The organism is Ensifer sp. ENS07, assembly GCF_014852185.1.
Lineage (GTDB): Bacteria > Pseudomonadota > Alphaproteobacteria > Rhizobiales > Rhizobiaceae > Ensifer > Ensifer adhaerens.
Window position 1 is genome coordinate 386,987 of sequence record NZ_JACVBE010000003.1, and the last position, 17,562, is coordinate 404,548.

The window sequence follows — 17,562 nt, forward strand, 5'->3', positions numbered from 1 at the left end:
ATGGCATTTGGAACAACGAAGTTCGAGCGTGGCGGATATGGCCGTCGTGGAGCGGCCGATAACGACGGCGAAGATAAAAGGCCAGAGCCGCCCAAGATGCAGCGTTCGCGTTCGCAGATAGCGACGGCGTACGCACCTGGCGTCTTGATGACTTGGGAGGGCGGCAAAGGCATCTGCAAGGCCGTTCCAATCCCCCGCGAATTCCCGAACGGACTTCCGGCGAACGTCACTCAGACGATTTTTGAAGGGATCAAGGAGTTTGCCCAGAGCTGGCGACAGCGAGCTCTCGATGCATGTCCCGACGCGCCAGAGGAGTTCATACTAGACGATCCCTTCTACGACCATCGCACCGGCGACGTTACGATAGATCCGACCCGCTTCGCCATGAACCAGCCTACGGTCGTCGGATACGTGCCCTACCCATTGCTTTACCAATGCGGGGTCTGCCAGAGTCTGCGCGAGTTCAAGAGCGTTGCCGATCAAGCGAAGCGTGGACTGCCCCAAAAGTGCAACGGTCACGACGCCCGATGGTCCCAGGTGGACGTCGTGTATGCTCATTGGTACGGCACTGTCGAGCCGCTGAATCCTTTCAACTATACGTTCGACGACAAGACACAGGACGTTAAGCTGATCCAGAACTGTACCTGTGGCTGGACCCAGTTCAAGCTGAAGAACAAGCCGCCGGTCTTCTCCGAATGGCGGTTTCAGTGCGAAGAATGCGAGACCACGCGCGACCTTAAAAAAGCGGAACCCAACGTACTCAGAAAACTTAGACTTGATCAGGAGAAGCCTGGCGGCCGTAAGTTCGAGTGGATAGAAGTCGACATGCTCCCGGTTTCCTACCGGGCAAGCAGCGCGTTTTATCCTCAGAGGGCGAGTTTCATCGAGTTGCGTGAAGCGACCGTCGTCGAGCTGATGGCCCCGGGGCGCCGAGAGGACCTACTTAAACGCCTGGCTGAGATCCATTCTATTCCATACAGGGAGCCGTCCGACCTCGAAATAGAAGCCGCGCTCGCCGCGGTTGGCAGATCCGCGGAATGGGACGATTTCGTCACGTACAGGAACTGGTATCTCAAACGAGTAGCACAGGGACAGGACGCCAGCGGACTCAAGTCGGACATGGACAAAATGCGTGAAAGCTGGTTCGCCGAGGGTCTAATTGCCCGTGGAGAGCTGTCCAGTCCCGCCATCGACGCTGCGGTCCGTTCGCGCGGGGCTTGGGCCCGAAAGTTCGATCCCATCCGCCTCACTGTAGAGCATGCGGCGTTCGTCGAAGAACATATCAACGCCGGAATGCAGGGGCCTCGCCACACGGCGGTTGATGTCGTCAATCCGGACCTACCCTTGTTCGAAAATGCGGGCATCGCTGCCGATTTGGAAAAGTATAAGAGGGGCGTCCAGAAAGTGCTTCAATGCACTGGTATCGGGAAGATGGTCCTGGTACGCGGTCTTCCGATCTGCGAGTACAGCTTCGGCTTCTCGCGTGTGTCGGCGACGCCCGTCTACCACAGGGAGACGCAGAACCGGAAAGTCGCGATGCCGGTGAGGCTCGTCGCATTCGACGAGATGAAGAACCACCAGCGCCCGATCTACGTTACTCAGCAGAAAAACGAGGCGCTCTACATCAAGCTCGAGGAGGGCAGGGTGAGGCGGTGGCTAAAAAGGAACGGCATCACTGACATGCCGCCGGACGAAGTCGGCCTCTCCCAAGCATACCTTGAGCGGTACCAGGACTTCGGACAGTTTCTCGACGACTACAAGGATAAAGAGCGACAGGGAATGCCCCGGAACCTGGCGCCTTTCATCTATATGCTGTTGCATTCGTTATCGCACCAGCTCATCCATTCGCTCGCTGATGCTTCCGGCCTGGATCGCGACGGCATCGGCGAATACATTTTTCCCGCCGACCTTGCTTTCACCATCTACCGGAAAGGCATGACACCCGATCTGGGGAACATCTCCGCGATGTGGAGAAATCACGCGATGGAGTTCCTACGCCGATCGATTGACCAGCGAACGCTGCGCTGCGGTTCGGGAAGTTTGTGCGATAGTCGCGGGGGAGCGTGCCCTGCATGCATCATGGTCGGCGAGGTGTCGTGCGCGGCGTCAAACCTTCTGTTGTCCCGCTCTGTGCTCAAGGGCGGACCGGCTCCAGAGTGGGAACTCCGCGACTCCGCGGATATCGTCGGGTACTTCGAGCGGGAGCTCGACGCGTGAAGCCGATATCAATGGCGCAAGAAGGAAGAGCGCGATTCGTCGTCACAATGCCGCCAGCCCCGAGCCGCATCGGGAGCGTTCTTGACGCGACACCGGCGGCACGTCTTTTCGCTCAGACCGAAACCGCCGATGCCTTTCGCCATCTTGCGCGCAAAGCCCAGCACAGGCTGGTCGTCATGACCCCGTATATCGACGCCGTGGGCTGCGCTTGGGCTCTCGACATGTTCGAAAACGCGGTTGCCACAGAGCGTATCCTCATTCTCCAGTCGGTAGATCAATTGTCAAAGCCAGGCGTGGACGAGGTAGCTTTGCGAAAGGCGGCAACGCGCGTACTGATCTACGGTGACGGCGACACAGATGAGACCTTCCATTCCAAAATAGTTCTGGCCGACGGAAGCGATGCATACGTGGGTTCGGCCAACCTTTTGAACCGCTCAAAGGGACTAAACCTCGAATGTGGCCTCATGGTAGAAGGTCCGGTTGTCGCGTCGATATCGACGTTGGTAAATGCGGTGCTCGCTACGTTCGACTTGGACGGTGCGATCCCGAGGTAGCCGTACTCGCTCGGCGGCCGATCCCGACGACCTTGACGACCCTTGGCCATCGGGGACTCGCAAAGGATGCATTAAGCTTGGCCTAACCTCATATCAGTCAGGGTCGCTTACGGCGCGCACTGAACGACAGGGTAACCATTGTTACCGAAGTCGTGCGCGGCGCCGTTGACACGGGCCGATTTGTAACGAACTAGAAGCTTCAAACGGAAATCCTGCTGCGCTCTTCCATCATTGATGTAATTGAACGGTCCCCGATGGGACACGCGTCTTCAGTGCACATGCCGATGCTCGTCCTCGCTCGGGCATGCACCACCGCGGTATTCATGACTTATCCCGCCTGCCTGCGGTCGCTTATGGACGCTTGGCAAATGACAGCGGCTCGAGCCGGGACGGTTCAAGGAGCATTTACAGCCTCTTTTGTTATCTCCTTATTGGTCGTCTCTTTTCTGTGCGACCGGTTCGGTGAAAAGCGAGTGTTCGTCTGGTCGGCGATTGCATGCGCGGTTTCGGCTGTCTTTTTTGCCGTGAGCGCGCGCTCTTTCGAAAGCGCACTGGTATGCATGGCGCTTTTGGGAGCTACTCAAGGGGCCAGTTACACGCCGGCCATTATTCTCGCTTCGACGAACGCACAGCCCCATCGAAAGGCTTCGGCAGTGGGGTGGATCCTCGCCGGTATGTCAGCTGGCTACGTAATTTCCATTCTTGTTGCAAACGTCATGCTCGCCGTCGCGGACTATCGGCTGTCGTTCGCGGTCACATCGGCAATAGCCGTCGTCGGCTCAGCACTGAGCGTCGTCGCAACTAGGCACGCTGTTGATCCTGCCACGCCAGCGGACCGAGTGAAGACACACGATGATCGGCGCTGGAAGCGACAGGCGCGTTTCCTTACTCTCGGGCACATAGGTCATACGTGGGAGTCGTTCGGGGCATGGGCATGGATTCCCGCGTTTCTAACGGCGTCGCTGCTGTCTCAACATCACATGACAGGCATCGAAATAGGCCTTTGGACGGCGGTTACGCTCCATGTCTCCGGCTTTTTGGGCTCTTTCCTTTCGGGGTACGCAGCGGACCGATTTGGCGCCAAACCGGTTCTCGTGGGCTTTTCAGTCATCGGAACCATTTGTTCGCTCGTCATAGGTTGGCTTGGTGAGCTTAACGTCGCACTTCTGCTTCCTGTAGTCGCGGTCTACGGGTTTGCGATCATTGGCGACTCCGCGGTTCTGTCCTCGGCCATGACCGAAGTCGTGCCCCCATCGCAGCTTGGCCGGGCGCTGGGAGTGCGATCTATTTTTGGGTTGGCGCGGGTTCGGTGTCGCCTATTGTCTTTGGCTTGGCCGTAGACTTCGCTCCAGCTTCCTTGTCGTGGGGACTTGCCTTCAGCACTCTAGCTGCGGGCGGGATGTTGGCGGTCATCTCCGCAGCGGCACTGCGAAGATGAATGTTGCGTCGATATTCTACCCTATCGTCTAGCTGGGCGAGATCACCGCAGCGCGACCTGGCCTCAAAGCTGAGACGTGCCGTAAGATCGCTTTTGCCGCCAGTTTAATAACCGATCGAATCTCACGACGGGGACGGCCGGGCGAACGCAAGTTTCGGGGGATCAGGTGCTGGATCGGTGCCACTTTTGGCAGGTCTATGCTGCGGCTGCGCCGTCAAGTAGTTTTCCGGGGAGGGGGGTATCGCCGACAGTTGTCTCGACGATACCGCATATTCCTGAGCTACGCCAATGTGTAAGCCGTTTTCACCGTGGTGTAAAACTCGGCGGCATAGCGGCCCTGCTCGCGCGAGCCGTGCGACGAGCCCTTGCGGCCGCCGAAGGGCACATGGAAATCGACGCCCGCGGTCGGCAGATTGACCATCACCATGCCGGCCTCGGCATTGCGCTTGAAATGGGTCGCGTGCTTGAGGCTTGTTGTTGCAATGCCCGACGACAGGCCGAACGGCGTGTCGTTGGCCACAGTGAGTGCCTCGTCGTAGTCCTTCACCCGGATCACGGAAGCAACCGGACCGAAGATCTCCTCTCGAGAAATCCGCATCTCGTTCGTAGCCTCGGTGAACAGTGCCGGCTGCATGTAGAAGCCGGGCGTGTCGCGTTTCAGCAGTTCGCCGCCGAAGGCAAGCTTTGCGCCCTCCTGCTGGCCGATCGCGATATAGTCGGTGTTCTGATTGAGCTGGCGCTCATCGACCACCGGGCCGATATGGGTGCCAAACTTCAGAGCATCATCGACGACGAGCGCGCTGATACGTTCACCCATGGCGGCGACGAAACGGTCGTGAATGCCCTCGGTGACGATGAGGCGCGAAGACGCGGTGCAGCGCTGGCCGGTCGAGAAGAAGGCGGAATTGACCGCCGCCTCGACCGCGACCGCAAGATCGGCGTCGTCAAGCACGACGAAGGGGTTCTTGCCGCCCATTTCCAGCTGGTATTTGCGATTGTGTTCGACCGAGGCCAGCGCCACGCGTTTTCCCGTGCCGGTCGAGCCGGTGAAGGTGATGGCGTGAATGTCCGGACTGTCGAGCATCGCCTGGCCGACGACCGAGCCCTTGCCCATGACGAGGTTCAAGACACCCTTCGGCAGGCCGGCGCGGTGAAGAATGTCGACGATCGCCCAGGAACTGCCGGGCACCAGTTCGGCCGGCTTGAAGACGACGGTGTTGCCGTAGCAGAGCGCCGGCGCGATCTTCCAGGCGGGAATGGCGATCGGAAAGTTCCAGGGCGTGATGATGCCGACGACACCGACCGGCTCGCGGGTGATCTCGACGCCGATATTGGGTCTTGCCGACGGCAGCACCTCGCCCGCCAACCGCAGGCACTCGCCGGCGAAGAAGTCGAAGATCTGGCCGGCGCGCACCGTCTCGCCAATGCCCTCGACAAGTGTTTTGCCTTCCTCGCGCGACAGCAGCCTTCCGAGCTCGTCTTTACGGGCGAGAATCTCGTCGGCGGCCTTTCTCAAGATCGCGTGGCGCTCGAGAATGCCGGAACGCGACCAGGCCGGAAAGGCTGCCTTAGCGGCGGCGATCGCGGCATGCGCATCGTCGGCAGAGGCAAGGGCATATTCCCCCACCACGTCGTTGGTGTTCGAAGGGTTGATGTTGGCAACCCCGTTGCCACCGATCCATTCGCCGGCAATCAGGTTTTGGTGCAGCATGTGCGTCCTTGTAAGTTTGAAGTGCGTGGAGGGTGATGTTGATGCTCGCCGCACGCAATCACGCGTTCAATGAGTTGTCCGCGAAGTTACGGATGATAGTTGCGAGCTGCGGCTCGTCGACGAGCAGCGCTGCGTCCTCAGCAGAAAGCCACGACACCTTGCGCTGCCCCTTCTCGGGCCAGTCTAAGCGCTGCTTCGTCACACGGAGCGGGTACACGAGCACCTGGAGTTGTTCGAACTCGCGTTCATTGCGCTTCCAGTATTTATAGGTTCCGAGCGGCTTTCGGTGCACTTCCCCAAGGACGCCTGCCTCCTCAAAGGCTTCTGTTGCAGCGGCCTCCGGCTTCTTGTGGCCCTTCTTCTTCCAGCCCTTCGGGATAATAATACGGCCGGTGTCCCGCGACGTTATAACGAGCACCTGCAGCTCACCGTCTTGTGAAAAGCGAAAGGGAAGTGCTGCGACTTGTTGCCTAATGTCTGGATCGATTGCTGAAGCTGTGTTGTCGTGTTTTTTCATTTCTGTTCACTTTAGCGCAGTGGCGCTGCAGCCGTGCTCTCTCCGGAACACTGGCGGACACCCACCTGGGCGCAGAGGCGAGAGGGCCTCGTTGACAGGCCCCATTCACGTTAAACACGCGGATGCTCGCAGATTATCACTCGGTTTTCCGATACGAGGCAACTCAAACGATGGTATAGATTGAGATCTGCTCGTGTCGCCAACCCGTGATGCTGCGTCGATTCAATTCATGCTAGCCTGGTACACCAGCGCCGTCGAAGCGCAGGGCGTGCACTTCGATCGCATTGGCGATGCCATCGATTGTGTGAAGCCCGAGGATGTCCGTCTGACCGTGGCAACCCGATGCCTTCACAAAATCCCCCGAGAGCAAAACGGGACGACCCAGACGTTTGGTGAGCGCCTCGAGCCTGAAGGCCTGATTAACCGCAGAGCCGATCACGGTGAAGTCGAGACGTTTCTTGGATCCGATATTGCCATACATTACTTCGCCGACATGAATGGCGGTGCCGAAGCGTAGCGGCTCGGCCGCGAGCGGGAGCCGCGACACTGCGTCATATGCTTCGCGGACAGCCGTGAGAAGCTGGAGGCACGCATTTGCGCGGTCCATTGGGAAAACCGCCAGCAGGCCGTCACCGATGAACTTCAGAATTTCTCCGCCGTGCTTTTCGATGGGTTCTCCGACAACATCGAAGAACTGGTTCAAAATCCCAATGAGTTCGTCGCGCTGAAGGCGGTCAGACAAGCGCGTGAAGTTACGCATGTCGCAGATGAGGATGGCCGCTTCTATCGTCGCACCCGCGCCACGCGTCGTAGCACCGTGCAAAATTTCCTCAGAAGGATGCACTCCGACGTATGTTTGCAGCAGCGTTCGAGCCAATTGATCTTTCAGGCGAATCTCCGTGACAAGCGAATACCACGGCAGGAGCGCATTAAGGATCGCCAGTTCGCGGGCCGAAAAGCCTCCCGCTCGATCTGTTGCGAACGTGAGAAGATGGCGGCGACCCTGCGTATGGTCCAATGGCCAAGCGACGTAGTCCGAATGACCGGCCTGCTTCAGTTCCTCGAAAACCGCGAAGCGATGCGGGCCCATGATTTGAAGCTTTTGTCGGACGCTCTTCCCAGTCGCGATGACCATCTGGAACGGGCTTCGCCGGAAAACGTCGGTTGCCTCAACGTCGTAGGACACTGTCTGAACGCGTATCTCGGACTGGTCTCGCATCCAGACCATTCGCGTGCCGAGCCATTGCGGATGATGGACACGGAGATGCAGCGTCGCTCTGCTTAGAGGGATGCCAAACAGAACGAGGCGCGTGCAAAGCTCGGCAAAGATCCTCTCTGCCTGCATTTGATCCCGAACTCCCGCCGAGAGCCAGTCAATGATCTGAACGGGGAAATCTATAGTTTGATCAAGTCCCATTTTCGCCAGCTTCCATTGGTTTCATCACAGGAATGGAAGTAACGAACCTCAGGCCTATGACCGATTATGTTCCGCCGAACTATTTTGCTGGGTGCGTTACCGCTGCGGCTGTTCCGAGGAGCAAACTCTCAATAGATAACAACACTTAGACCGCTGTTGGTAGATGTACCAAGGTATGCCCGGAGATTGCGGAGTTCGTGGGGAGGGCTGCTTTACACCGTACGGGGCTGCCGCATGTTGCGGTTCGAAGGAACAAGGTTATCGGACCTTCGCGTGAACACTCCGAGCCCTGAAGGCCCTGGTGTCCTTGTTACTTTTGCGCGCAGGCGAGTGGTCAAAACCCTCATCTACTTCCTCAAGTAGCTTTTCGAGCCGTTGTCCGTAATACAGAAGTGCCCGCCACGAGGACCGATGCAATAGGTTCCGCTGTTGCAGGAACAGCTTCCGGTCGCGCTAGGGGCCATCTCGGAAGCAGCCGATCCCATCAGCGAAGCGCCTCCCATGTAAGATTGGCAATCTTTTTTGCTGCCGCTCACCGAACCATCGTTGCATATAAACGTCGAGCCTTGGCAGTGATTGATGCCGCCCTTCCTTCCACTGCAAGGCTCGTTCGCCGTCGGGGCGCCATGGAAGAAGAGCGCGGCGGCTATAAGAGCGGCAACGTAGACGGTCGTGGCGTTGAATCGAAGGAAAGTCATATTTTTTCTGAAGAACGAAACGCATTCCCGGACGGCGGCGAGACCTCGACATCCCCTTCCTGACGGGTGTCCATTCTGCACGGATCTTTGTTAAGAGGCCATAAAACAACTCCGCCATCCACTGCAGATTACGGTTGAAGACAGTGAGCTGTTTCCTCTACGGTCCCCGAGGCTGAGGGATCGAAATGAAGACCAAATTCCGCTTTATGGCGGCAAAATTCGTCGCGCTGGCGATAAGCACGAGTGCATTCGCGGACAACCCCACGTCATCGGGCACCGGTTTTGCCGTAACATCCGACGGCTGGATCATGACCAACGCGCATGTGGTCGAGAAATGCAGCCGCATCGAGATAAAGGGGAAAGGTGCGGCCTTCGACCCGCGGATCGATGCGACCAACGACCTGGCTTTGGTCAAGGTATCAGTCGGACTACCGCTCAAGCCTTTGACTTTCAGGCGTACGCCCACCAGGCTTGGAGAAGACATCGTCTCGATCGGTTACCCGCTCGCCGACCTGCTTTCGGATTCCGTTAAGATCACCACGGGCAACGTGAACGCTTTGGCAGGGCTGAAAAACGATACGAGATACATCCAGATATCGACGCCCATACAGCCGGGAAACTCCGGCGGCCCTGTGGTTGATCGTGACGGGTTTCTTTTAGGGGTCACAAGCGCGACCTTCTCGAAGCAAGCAGCCGACGAAATCGGGATTACGGCGCAGAACATTAACTTCGCCATCCGGGGCTCGGTCGGCGATCTATTCATGCAATCACAAAACATCCAGAGTCACTCCGGCGACAAAGTGCCGGCACAGCCCGTTATGACGACTGCGGATCTCGCCGACATAATTGCCCCTTCGGTTTTCCAAATCCTATGTTACGGATCGCCGGTGCAGCAATCGTCGGTGCAAACTCAGGATACTGTAACCAACATTCCCAGAGCCACAGCAAACGTCCCGTTACTCGACGCCAGCGGCTACGACGCGATTGGATTCGACTACGGGACCCTCAAAAACGTCAGCTACCAGGATTGCCGGACTGCATGCGAGACTGACCGTCAATGCAAGGCTATAACCTACAACGCCAAGCATCGGTTCTGTTTCCTGAAGGACAACGTGGTGGCCCTGATACGCAACAGCGACGCCATGGCGGCGTACTCGTCGGCAAAGGCGGCCGACGTTATCGTATCTGATTTCACAAGCTACTCCGGAGTCGATATTCCCGGCGGCGATTACAAACGGCTTACTCGCACGAATTACCTTGAATGCTTTGTGGCCTGCGTCGGTGACAATGCCTGCCGGGCCTTCGCCTATGTTGCGAAGAAGAATGAGTGCTGGTTGAAAGACACGCTGGGGCGACCTAAGGCGACAAAGGGCGTCGATCTGGGCGTAAAATAGCTGTCGCGGGTCTAAAAGGGGAGGTGTGTATCGATGCTGGTCGCCTTGACCAATGGTAAAGCCGGGAGGCTCAAGTCGGAGATTCAGTCAGGCGCGAGCTGGCGACAAGTGTTTCGCGCATCGGAAGATTTGTTGACGGCTTCGGTGTTCGGACGCCTGACCTACCTCGACGGGCCAGTATTGTGGACGATCCTTCGGGGCGCCTTTCCTGAGCTTCCCGATTATCGCATGGTCGAACTCCTGGATGTCGAATTCTGGCCGAGATGGCTGGAAGAGGGTGAAGCGTCGACCGTGGAGCCCGATGTGTTTCTCCAGTTCCAGGTTGGAGACCCTGCAGTTCGCATCGACGTGATTGTGGAGGCAAAGTTCGGCACTGCTCCTGCCCAATATGCCGACCAGTGGCGGCGACAGTGGACCGCCTATCACAGCGCCAGGGAAGAGGAAGGGGAGGACGTTCCCCGAAGCGTTTACCTGATGGCCATTGGTGGAATAGGGGCGCGAGCTGACCTTCTTGTAGAAAGACTGCTCAGGGAACTCGAACAGCACGATATCGAGATACGCCCACTCGCAGCCCACTGGAGTGATCTACTGCGTTCGCTCGTGGAATTTCACGAAAAGTCGATCGTAGGACGTGACCGGCGCATTGTCGAAGACATCATCGAGGCTTTAGGGCTGGCGAATTATCGACACGCAGAGACTCTGAACACGCCCCCGGCCCCAGAGCAAAAATTGGCGCATGGAATCGATCGAAGCTTTAACTGACTACGACTTTAGGAACATCCGATGAATGCCAATAAGACTGCCGAACTGAGCGGGCTCCTAGCAAACGTACGAGACGCCTACCGGCTGATCTGGGCATACCAAAGACGCTGCCTCGACACCGTCCAAGTCATTGCGGATCAATTTCCCGAACTGAGCTTCTATCAGTGGTCCAGCCTCCTTAGCAATCATCCCCCCAGCGAGGTACGTCCCCCTTCAACAGGTGGACGTGGGACTACATTCCCTTGCATTCGACGTCGTTCCTGTCGATCAGGAGCGGTGATAATCGACATGCACCCAGGGCAGGGGAATGGATGTTGGAGATTCGTTTGAGGACCGATACTGCTGTGGTGCCGCCTGATAAGGTCGAACCCGACCCGACACGTCTCGAACCTTCGGCCTCGTCCCAGACCACGATGGGACTGATCGGGTGGAAATGTGTGAAATCCTTCCGCAAGGACGATTCGTGGTACCACAGCGTGTGGAACGTCAGTCACTATCCCGATGAGGATGAGCGCGAGCAAAACAAGGCGGGAACCCGTTGCGATGGCCGTGCTCTCGTATACGAGGTCGACAGCCCGGTGGAGAAACTGGCCACGCGTAGCGAAATCATTTCGTTCGTTGACCGCGCAAAAAGTGAATTCGCGACAGTGCTAGACATGAAGTTTTCGTGAGACGGGGCGCGAGTCGCAACTGATGCGATCGCCGCCGATCCGAAAAAGTTGGCGGCGCGGACGTCTGGAGAAGCCCGTTTAAAGCCACACTAAGTCATGCATCGAATAACGATGACATTAACACCCCATTTCCCACCTGACGTGTCGGACTTCATGTAGCCGGCGGGGATTGCGGGCCGAAGTCCCTTCTGCGCGCATCGCGCCTCCGCGATCTGAACAATATCTTCGTGGCTCGCCGAGTGTCCAATTCTCTCAAGGAAGTCGTTTGGGGGGCATTTATGACTATTATCGAGATCTACGTTGCAGACGGTATATTCTCGGACTGCGGAGCCGGCAGCGATCCCTGGTTCCTCTTTCAAGAGAGCAATAATTGTCACCGCAGCTAGCAATGCCGCAACGACAAGGATTACAATCGTCGTTTGCCGCTGGCGCTGCTCTTTTAGCTGCAATTGCTGCCTAATAATCTCCATTCTCTTCGCCTGGGAGAAGCCATCGGTATCAATCCGGAAGTATTGTTCCGCTATTTGCATGGCTTCCAAACGGTCACGCTCGGGAACTTTTGACAGGTTCTCCCTGGCGCTCCGGAGTTTGAGGCCATAGGCCTGGACTAGCGCTGCCACAACAAATGCGACAAGCGTCAGCCCGCCGCCGATATACGGGATTGCGTCCCACACGTGCGCCCCCAACGGTAATTTGCCTTCCGCAGATTGCATCAACCTCCAAAGAGTGTCGAGGGAATATCAGCGGTTGTTAAAATTCTGAACTTCAGATTTGCGTTCAAGGCGCATTTCTCAAGTGACTTCCCGCCCTCGCAAGATCAGCCGCGCGACGGAGACAAGGGGCACACGTGGATTATTGACTCTACGACGCACCCATATGAAATGTGCGTATAGTTTCAGAGGGAAAACAAAGCATGGCAGACGAAAAACATATCGAAGGCAATCCCGAAGTAGCGGCAGCGGTCGCGCCGACAGAAGTATCTCCAGCTAAAAAGCGTGGTCCGCGGCAGAAGAAGACCACGTCCGATGCTGCTTCCGAGGCGACAGAAGCAAGTTCTGCGGCCCCGGCAAAGAGGGGCAGGAAGCCGAAGGAAAATACGCAGGCGAGGGCCCCCAAAGCGCGAGCGAAAGATCCCGCTAAGTCTCCGAAGACCAGTGTGCGGAAGCAGCCGATAAAGGCCACGGTACCGGTGCTAGACGAGATCGCCGACCTCGTTCAGTTAGAAGAGGAGAATGTGCGCCTCCGTAAGACGTTGGCCGAAAAGCTACGGGCTGAGAATGCCGATCTTCGCAAACGGCTCGGACTTGCGTGATCGTTACCGGGCCGATCGTTGTACGATCGGCCTTCATCGCCCCTTCGCTGAGTGCTCCTGGCCTGGAAGGTTTTGGTGCGATCCCTAAGGTGACGAAGCCCTGTCCGGGTTGGGCTTGCAAACATAAAGGACATTCGAGGCTACGGAACGAAGACTGACCAGCAAATCGCATCACGCAACCATAGTCGCGCTCTCATCGCAAACTGCAACGGACGACCCGCGTCGTGGGACCGCCCAAACATCGAAGGCCGGGTTATAGACGCCGGGGAGCGGAAAATACTTGTCTATGTCTTCGAAGTCCCTGACATTCAGTGTGGCGACGGGCATGTCGTACACGATCGAAGTCGCGGCGATGAAGAGATCCTGGCCAGGTTTCCTCTTGTCCGCCAGCGGGTTTGCGAACCAGAGATGGGTGAGCGGCCTACAGCACGTCAACTCTCCGAGTAGCCGCGCTACCTGAGGGGTTGGCACCGGGTACTCGAACTCGGCGTCGAGGACACCATCCAGCCAGTCCCAAAGTTGTTTTGCCCTGATGGGATCGGACCGATGCTTCTCCGCAATGCCTGTTTCAATCTCCAGGATTGCCGCAAACGGTATCGCCACTCGGGTTTGTGCCAGCAACCATTCTGCGATGGCGGGGTGGGGTTTCGGCTTGCTCGCATTGCTGATGATGTTCGTATCGAGCAGAAAGATGTTGTCGGCCATGCTTGCGGTCTCGCGTCAGCCAATACATTTCTACCAAGGTCGCCGGATATAGTTAACTTCCCGTAAAACAGCCACTAGAGGCAGACGCTGCCACAGAGTGCCTCGTTAAGCTGAGGTGCGTTCGCCCGGCGAAGCCGCGGGAAGCCTCTTGACGCAATGTTGAATGTTCTTTATATGTTCCAGGCATGATCAAGCTCGTCCTGCTCACGATACGAATACGTTGAACGCTGCCGCGCAAGCGGAGAGGTGTCAATTCGGTTTGTATCGAGGTCTTAGATGACATCCCCAGATCATATTCAGCAGACCGCACTCGAAGCCGGTCAAGCTATGCAGTTCTCCACCAGTCGCCCTTCTGTAAAAGGCCCGGCATTCGCAAAGCACCGATCTAAGGTCGCTCGAGACCTCGCATACGTCCTCGACGTGAATCCAGACGTGATTGCCTGGGGCTGTAGTCCATCACCATTGGAGACTTGGCGAGGAGAGCACGTTCCGGACTTCAGAATGCAGGACACGCAAGGTGTCTGGTGGCTACTGGACGCGCCCGACCGCAAAGTTGTTAGCCCGGAGGAGCTCGCTGACGCGGCCGAAGCACAATCCCACCGTTACCGCCAGGTTAGCAGTTCCGAAGTGTACGACGGCTTCCGTTTGAGGAACGCCAAGGACCTGTTGCGATATGCGGGCCACAGCGTCCCGCTGGGCGACCGCATGAGGTTGCTTTCAGTTCTTGACGAACAGGGGCCGCTCTCGTTCGCTGACTGCCTCCGGGCTGTTCGCGAGACTCAGCCCGTAGCCGCGCTAGCGTCTCTGATCCTCCAAGGATTTCTCGAAGTGGAGTTGGATGACGCGATTATCGGGCCCGAGACGATGGTGAGACGAATACGCGGGTGAGCCTTCCCCACGTCGTCCCTGTCATCACCATCGAGGCTCACCATGACTCTCAAATTGAAAGGGCGGGATACGCTCCCGCAAAACCTTGCCACCGTTGTCGCGTCCTTCGGCATTCGGAATGCTATTCGGCACCTGTTGCGTCGGCCGGATTCCAGTTTTGTAGCTCTAATCGTCGTTCCGAACGAGAACGATTTGGACATCTATCAGTTCGCCGCCCGCCGACTCCTAAACGTCGTCAATGCACTTGACGACGACGGGATGCGCACCGCTTTGGTCGACGTGGCATCAGAATTTACACGGTCCAGCACGGACTTACTCTCGACGTTCTACTTCGTCCGACGGGCGATCCTATTTTGCACCGAGGAAACCGAGATCTCTTCCGAGCTCGCTCTTCTAATTGACTTCCGCGCCGTCATGCGGCCGCCCTCGCCAAGCGATTTCAGAGTGGCCGCTCGACAACTCGACTTGCGTATGACCGACGCAGACTCGGATTTTCTGGCAACCAAGAGCCTGCACGAGCTTAGACTGGCCATCCGACCGGGGCGGTCAGTCGGACGTATTGTCTGCCAGCTGAAGGCGCTGTCGACCGATCCCGATAGCCCGCCTGTGCGGCGTCGCGACAAAGGCGATGTCCGGCTAGAGGATCTGGCAGGCTACGGACAAGCGAAGGATTGGGGCCTGCAACTTGCCCAGGATATCGGGGACTGGAAGCGAGGTGCGATCGACTGGGCTGACGTCGACCGGGGAATCCTTTTGAGCGGCCCGCCAGGAAGTGGAAAGACGACTTTCGCACGCGCTTTGGCGAGTACCTGTAACATTCCGCTCGTTCATGCCTCATATGCGTCTTGGCAGGCCCGCGGACATCAGGGAGACATGCTTAAAGCCATGCGAAAGTCGTTTTCGGACGCCTTTGCGAAACGGCCATCAATCCTATTTATCGATGAGTTCGATTCGTTTGGGGATCGGGGGAGCATTTTCGATCAGCACCACGACTACAAGCGCCAGGTCATCAACGGGCTGTTGGAATGCCTCGATCCGATCGACGGACGCGAGGGTGTGATCGTCATCGGCGCAACGAATAACGCTGATGCGATCGATCCCGCGCTGCTGAGGCCGGGCCGGATCGACAAGCTGGTCTCCATTTCCCTGCCGGATGATGAAAGCCGGCAAGCGATCCTGCGATTTCACCTGCCGGATGCCTCGCTGCGTGATCTCGGCGCGTTTCTCAAGGCGTCGGAGGGATGGTCAGGCGCGGACATCGAAAAACTTGCCCGCGAAGCCAGGCGTACCGCGCGAGCGACCGGCAGCAAAGTGACGGAGGCGGAGGTGAATGCTGCGCTCCCCCCAATGCTATCTTTCACTGAAGAAGAGCGGTATCGCCTCGCCGTGCACGAGGCGGGCCACGCGATTGTCGGGCACGAGGTTCGCCCGGAAACGCTCGTCCGGGTATCGATCAACAGCGAAAGGCCCTCAGCGGCTGGTTGGAGGCGGATTGGTCTAACCGAGTTTCGGAACAGCGACCCATCTATGGCAACGGCGAAATACTATTCGGATAACATCACGATCTTCCTTGCCGGAATGGCTGCTGAGCGGATCGTCTTCGGGGACCACTCGGCCGCTGCCGGCGGCGATCCACAGTCCGACCTCTTCATCGCGACAGACTTCGCTACGATGATGGAGCGGAGATTCGGTTTTGGCGACGAGTTGCTGAGCGAGACGGGATCGGGACGGCTACCATTGGAAAACTTGCGCCGCGGCGACCCGAACTTGCGGTCTGCGGTACAAAGACGCCTAAAAGCTGGGCTCGACCATGCAACCGAAATTTTGTCGGCGAAACAAAGCGCCCTTGAAGCGCTCGCCTCGCTCCTGTCGGAGCAACTGGAACTGACCGCGGAGGATGTCAGGGCCGCTTGTTCGTTACCTCCGACAGAAGGCAGCACACCATGAAGGCCTGGGTCATTTCCGACTTGCATCTCGAGTTCGGCCAGCCCTTCCCGGTTGCTCCGCCACGCGATGCCGACGTTCTGATCTGCGCGGGCGACCTCCTTACGAAAGGAATCGTCCCGAGTATCGAATGGCTCGGGGCAAACATCGCTCCTTCGATGCCGGTGATTTTCGTTGCTGGCAATCACGAGTGCTATCAGAGCTCCATACAGGAGAGCATTAAGGCTGCGCGAGCTCTCGGTGATCGCCATTCCAATGTCCACTTTCTTGAAAGCGATGCTGTGGACATCGATGACGTCCGGTTCGTAGGCGGAACACTCTGGACCGATTTCCATCTGCTCGGAGGAGATCCCGCCCTTGCCATGGCGGCAGCCGAGGCGGGCATGAATGACTACCGCAAGATCAAGTTCTCAAAGCAGCCATACAGGAGGTTCAAGCCGATCCACGCCTATCGAATGCATCGGCAAACGCGCGAATTTCTCGGAACGGAGCTGACCAGCACGGGGCGGAAGACAGTAGTTGTTACCCATCATGCTCCGTCGTTCCAAGCCATTCCAACGGAGTTCCGCGGAGATCTACTATCGGCGTCTTACGCCTCGAACCTTGAGGAGCTCATCGAAGGAAAAGCGCCGAGATTGTGGGTCCACGGCCACGTGCACCGCAGGGCGGATTACGTCGTGGGCCAGACAAGAGTCGTTTCAAATCCACGGGGGTATCCCGGAGAGCATACCGGTTTCGATGCATCGCTAGTCGTCGAAATTTGACATCGATCACCACCTGCCAGCACGGAGAAACGCGCCCTCTGCTCCATGTTATCGGAGCGCGCTCACTGGACAGGCAACGACGAAAAGGGAGCTTCACATGTCAGACGGAGACAAGCCCCGGAAGCGCCGCGCTGCCAGACGCGACTCCTTCGGGTCTGGCCTGGGGCCGGACTTCGTCCCACTAGGTCGGCGCATCGTTATCAAATCCGGCAAGGACCACGTTAGACCCAAGCGGCGACCAAAGAAGTCCCGCAATACTGCGTCTGAGCCGGAGACCTAGAGATTTGTCATGAGTGGCTGAAGCTCCCCGGGTTTTCGGAGACTTCGTGTATTCGAGAGCCCATCGAAAGGGCGTGGTTGGTTGAGAACGAACTTGGAGCTCATGCCAAAATTCAAGACCCTGACCTTCGCGTAGGATCAGAACGAAACCGCCGATGGGGAAGCCCTCGTTTGTTTCGCAGTCGGATCGAAGGCCTTTAATTCATTCAGAAGTTTTTTTATCGCCCGGAATCGGGTATCTGTCAGCTAGAACAAATAAATTGAGGTACTCACGTTGTTGGAACCAGCTCG

15 protein-coding genes are annotated in these 17,562 nt (G+C 57.6%); 10 read left to right on the forward strand and 5 right to left on the reverse strand.

The annotated features are described in order from the left end of the window. The 3 genes from IB277_RS14365 to IB277_RS14375 all read left to right on the forward strand — a co-directional run bounded on the left by IB277_RS14365 (nt 1) and on the right by IB277_RS14375 (nt 4,111). Nucleotides 1–2,217 (forward strand): hypothetical protein, encoded by a 2,217-nt coding sequence (locus tag IB277_RS14365; protein WP_210334496.1) that lies wholly within the window; start codon nt 1–3, stop codon nt 2,215–2,217. Further along, nucleotides 2,214–2,771, forward strand: a complete 558-nt coding sequence (locus IB277_RS14370) for a phospholipase D-like domain-containing protein (RefSeq protein WP_309140336.1) — start codon at nt 2,214–2,216, stop codon at nt 2,769–2,771. The genes IB277_RS14365 and IB277_RS14370 overlap by 4 nt, the downstream gene beginning before the upstream one ends. A 284-nt stretch (nt 2,772–3,055) precedes the next feature. Next, the gene (locus IB277_RS14375) at nt 3,056–4,111 is read left to right on the forward strand and encodes an MFS transporter (RefSeq protein ID WP_256436308.1); all 1,056 of its coding nucleotides are present in this window, start codon (nt 3,056–3,058) and stop codon (nt 4,109–4,111) included. Nucleotides 4,112–4,489: 378 nt separating this feature from the next. Here IB277_RS14375 and IB277_RS14380 read toward each other — a convergent pair whose 3' ends face one another. From IB277_RS14380 to IB277_RS14390, 3 genes are all read right to left on the reverse strand, one after another. Continuing rightward, on the reverse strand, nt 4,490–5,920 hold the full coding sequence (locus IB277_RS14380) for an aldehyde dehydrogenase family protein (RefSeq protein WP_192371199.1): 1,431 nt from the start codon (nt 5,918–5,920) through the stop codon (nt 4,490–4,492). 58 nt (nt 5,921–5,978) lie between these two features. Beyond that, nucleotides 5,979–6,437 carry an NUDIX hydrolase gene (locus tag IB277_RS14385; RefSeq protein WP_192371200.1) on the reverse strand — a complete coding sequence of 153 codons (459 nt, stop codon included), beginning with the start codon at nt 6,435–6,437 and terminating at the stop codon, nt 5,979–5,981. 232 nt (nt 6,438–6,669) lie between these two features. Next, entirely contained in the window at nt 6,670–7,854 is a 1,185-nt protein-coding gene (locus IB277_RS14390; RefSeq protein ID WP_192371201.1) for an adenylate/guanylate cyclase domain-containing protein, read from the reverse strand. An 883-nt stretch (nt 7,855–8,737) separates the two neighbouring features. Between IB277_RS14390 and IB277_RS14395 the strand changes: the two genes are divergently transcribed. From IB277_RS14395 to IB277_RS14405, 3 genes are all read left to right on the forward strand, one after another. Then, complete coding sequence (locus tag IB277_RS14395; protein WP_192371202.1) at nt 8,738–9,946, forward strand: trypsin-like peptidase domain-containing protein; 1,209 nt, start codon at nt 8,738–8,740, stop codon at nt 9,944–9,946. A gap of 33 nt (nt 9,947–9,979) precedes the next feature. Further along, complete coding sequence (locus IB277_RS14400) at nt 9,980–10,708, forward strand: hypothetical protein (protein ID WP_192371203.1); 729 nt, start codon at nt 9,980–9,982, stop codon at nt 10,706–10,708. 311 nt (nt 10,709–11,019) lie between these two features. Continuing rightward, nucleotides 11,020–11,379 (forward strand): hypothetical protein, encoded by a 360-nt coding sequence (locus IB277_RS14405; RefSeq protein WP_192371204.1) that lies wholly within the window; start codon nt 11,020–11,022, stop codon nt 11,377–11,379. 89 nt (nt 11,380–11,468) lie between these two features. Here the strand turns inward: IB277_RS14405 and IB277_RS14410 are convergent, their stop codons facing one another. Beyond that, nucleotides 11,469–12,092, reverse strand: a complete 624-nt coding sequence (locus IB277_RS14410; RefSeq protein ID WP_192371205.1) for a hypothetical protein — start codon at nt 12,090–12,092, stop codon at nt 11,469–11,471. A gap of 200 nt (nt 12,093–12,292) precedes the next feature. Between IB277_RS14410 and IB277_RS14415 the strand changes: the two genes are divergently transcribed. Beyond that, the gene (locus tag IB277_RS14415) at nt 12,293–12,691 is read left to right on the forward strand and encodes a SyrB-like regulator (protein ID WP_192371206.1); all 399 of its coding nucleotides are present in this window, start codon (nt 12,293–12,295) and stop codon (nt 12,689–12,691) included. A 171-nt stretch (nt 12,692–12,862) separates the two neighbouring features. On the opposite strand, the gene IB277_RS14420 is transcribed toward IB277_RS14415, so the two are convergent. Then, entirely contained in the window at nt 12,863–13,396 is a 534-nt protein-coding gene (locus IB277_RS14420; protein WP_192371207.1) for a PIN domain-containing protein, read from the reverse strand. A 501-nt stretch (nt 13,397–13,897) separates the two neighbouring features. Here IB277_RS14420 and IB277_RS14425 point away from each other — a divergent pair. From IB277_RS14425 to IB277_RS14435, 3 genes are read left to right on the forward strand one after another with little or no spacing between them, the layout of a single operon-like run. After that, nucleotides 13,898–14,284: a hypothetical protein gene (locus IB277_RS14425; protein ID WP_192371208.1), complete on the forward strand. Its 387-nt coding sequence runs from the start codon at nt 13,898–13,900 to the stop codon at nt 14,282–14,284. A 42-nt stretch (nt 14,285–14,326) separates the two neighbouring features. After that, complete coding sequence (locus IB277_RS14430) at nt 14,327–16,231, forward strand: AAA family ATPase (protein ID WP_192371209.1); 1,905 nt, start codon at nt 14,327–14,329, stop codon at nt 16,229–16,231. Continuing rightward, nucleotides 16,228–16,992: a metallophosphoesterase gene (locus IB277_RS14435; RefSeq protein ID WP_192371210.1), complete on the forward strand. Its 765-nt coding sequence runs from the start codon at nt 16,228–16,230 to the stop codon at nt 16,990–16,992. Before IB277_RS14430 ends, IB277_RS14435 begins: the two co-directional genes overlap by 4 nt. The last annotated feature ends 570 nt before the right edge of the window (nt 16,993–17,562 follow it).

Excerpts from the sequence above, each read along its gene's own strand:
- IB277_RS14365 (WP_210334496.1), top strand. The coding sequence starts at position 1 with ATGGCATTTGGAACAACGAAGTTCGAGCGTGGCGGATATGGCCGTCGT.
- IB277_RS14375 (WP_256436308.1), top strand. The coding sequence starts at position 3,056 with ATGCTCGTCCTCGCTCGGGCATGCACCACCGCGGTATTCATGACTTAT.
- IB277_RS14380 (WP_192371199.1), bottom strand. The coding sequence starts at position 5,920 with ATGCTGCACCAAAACCTGATTGCCGGCGAATGGATCGGTGGCAACGGG.
- IB277_RS14385 (WP_192371200.1), bottom strand. The coding sequence starts at position 6,437 with ATGAAAAAACACGACAACACAGCTTCAGCAATCGATCCAGACATTAGG.
- IB277_RS14390 (WP_192371201.1), bottom strand. The coding sequence starts at position 7,854 with ATGGGACTTGATCAAACTATAGATTTCCCCGTTCAGATCATTGACTGG.
- IB277_RS14395 (WP_192371202.1), top strand. The coding sequence starts at position 8,738 with ATGAAGACCAAATTCCGCTTTATGGCGGCAAAATTCGTCGCGCTGGCG.
- IB277_RS14400 (WP_192371203.1), top strand. The coding sequence starts at position 9,980 with ATGCTGGTCGCCTTGACCAATGGTAAAGCCGGGAGGCTCAAGTCGGAG.
- IB277_RS14405 (WP_192371204.1), top strand. The coding sequence starts at position 11,020 with ATGTTGGAGATTCGTTTGAGGACCGATACTGCTGTGGTGCCGCCTGAT.
- IB277_RS14410 (WP_192371205.1), bottom strand. The coding sequence starts at position 12,092 with ATGCAATCTGCGGAAGGCAAATTACCGTTGGGGGCGCACGTGTGGGAC.
- IB277_RS14415 (WP_192371206.1), top strand. The coding sequence starts at position 12,293 with ATGGCAGACGAAAAACATATCGAAGGCAATCCCGAAGTAGCGGCAGCG.
- IB277_RS14420 (WP_192371207.1), bottom strand. The coding sequence starts at position 13,396 with ATGGCCGACAACATCTTTCTGCTCGATACGAACATCATCAGCAATGCG.
- IB277_RS14425 (WP_192371208.1), top strand. The coding sequence starts at position 13,898 with ATGCAGGACACGCAAGGTGTCTGGTGGCTACTGGACGCGCCCGACCGC.
- IB277_RS14430 (WP_192371209.1), top strand. The coding sequence starts at position 14,327 with ATGACTCTCAAATTGAAAGGGCGGGATACGCTCCCGCAAAACCTTGCC.
- IB277_RS14435 (WP_192371210.1), top strand. The coding sequence starts at position 16,228 with ATGAAGGCCTGGGTCATTTCCGACTTGCATCTCGAGTTCGGCCAGCCC.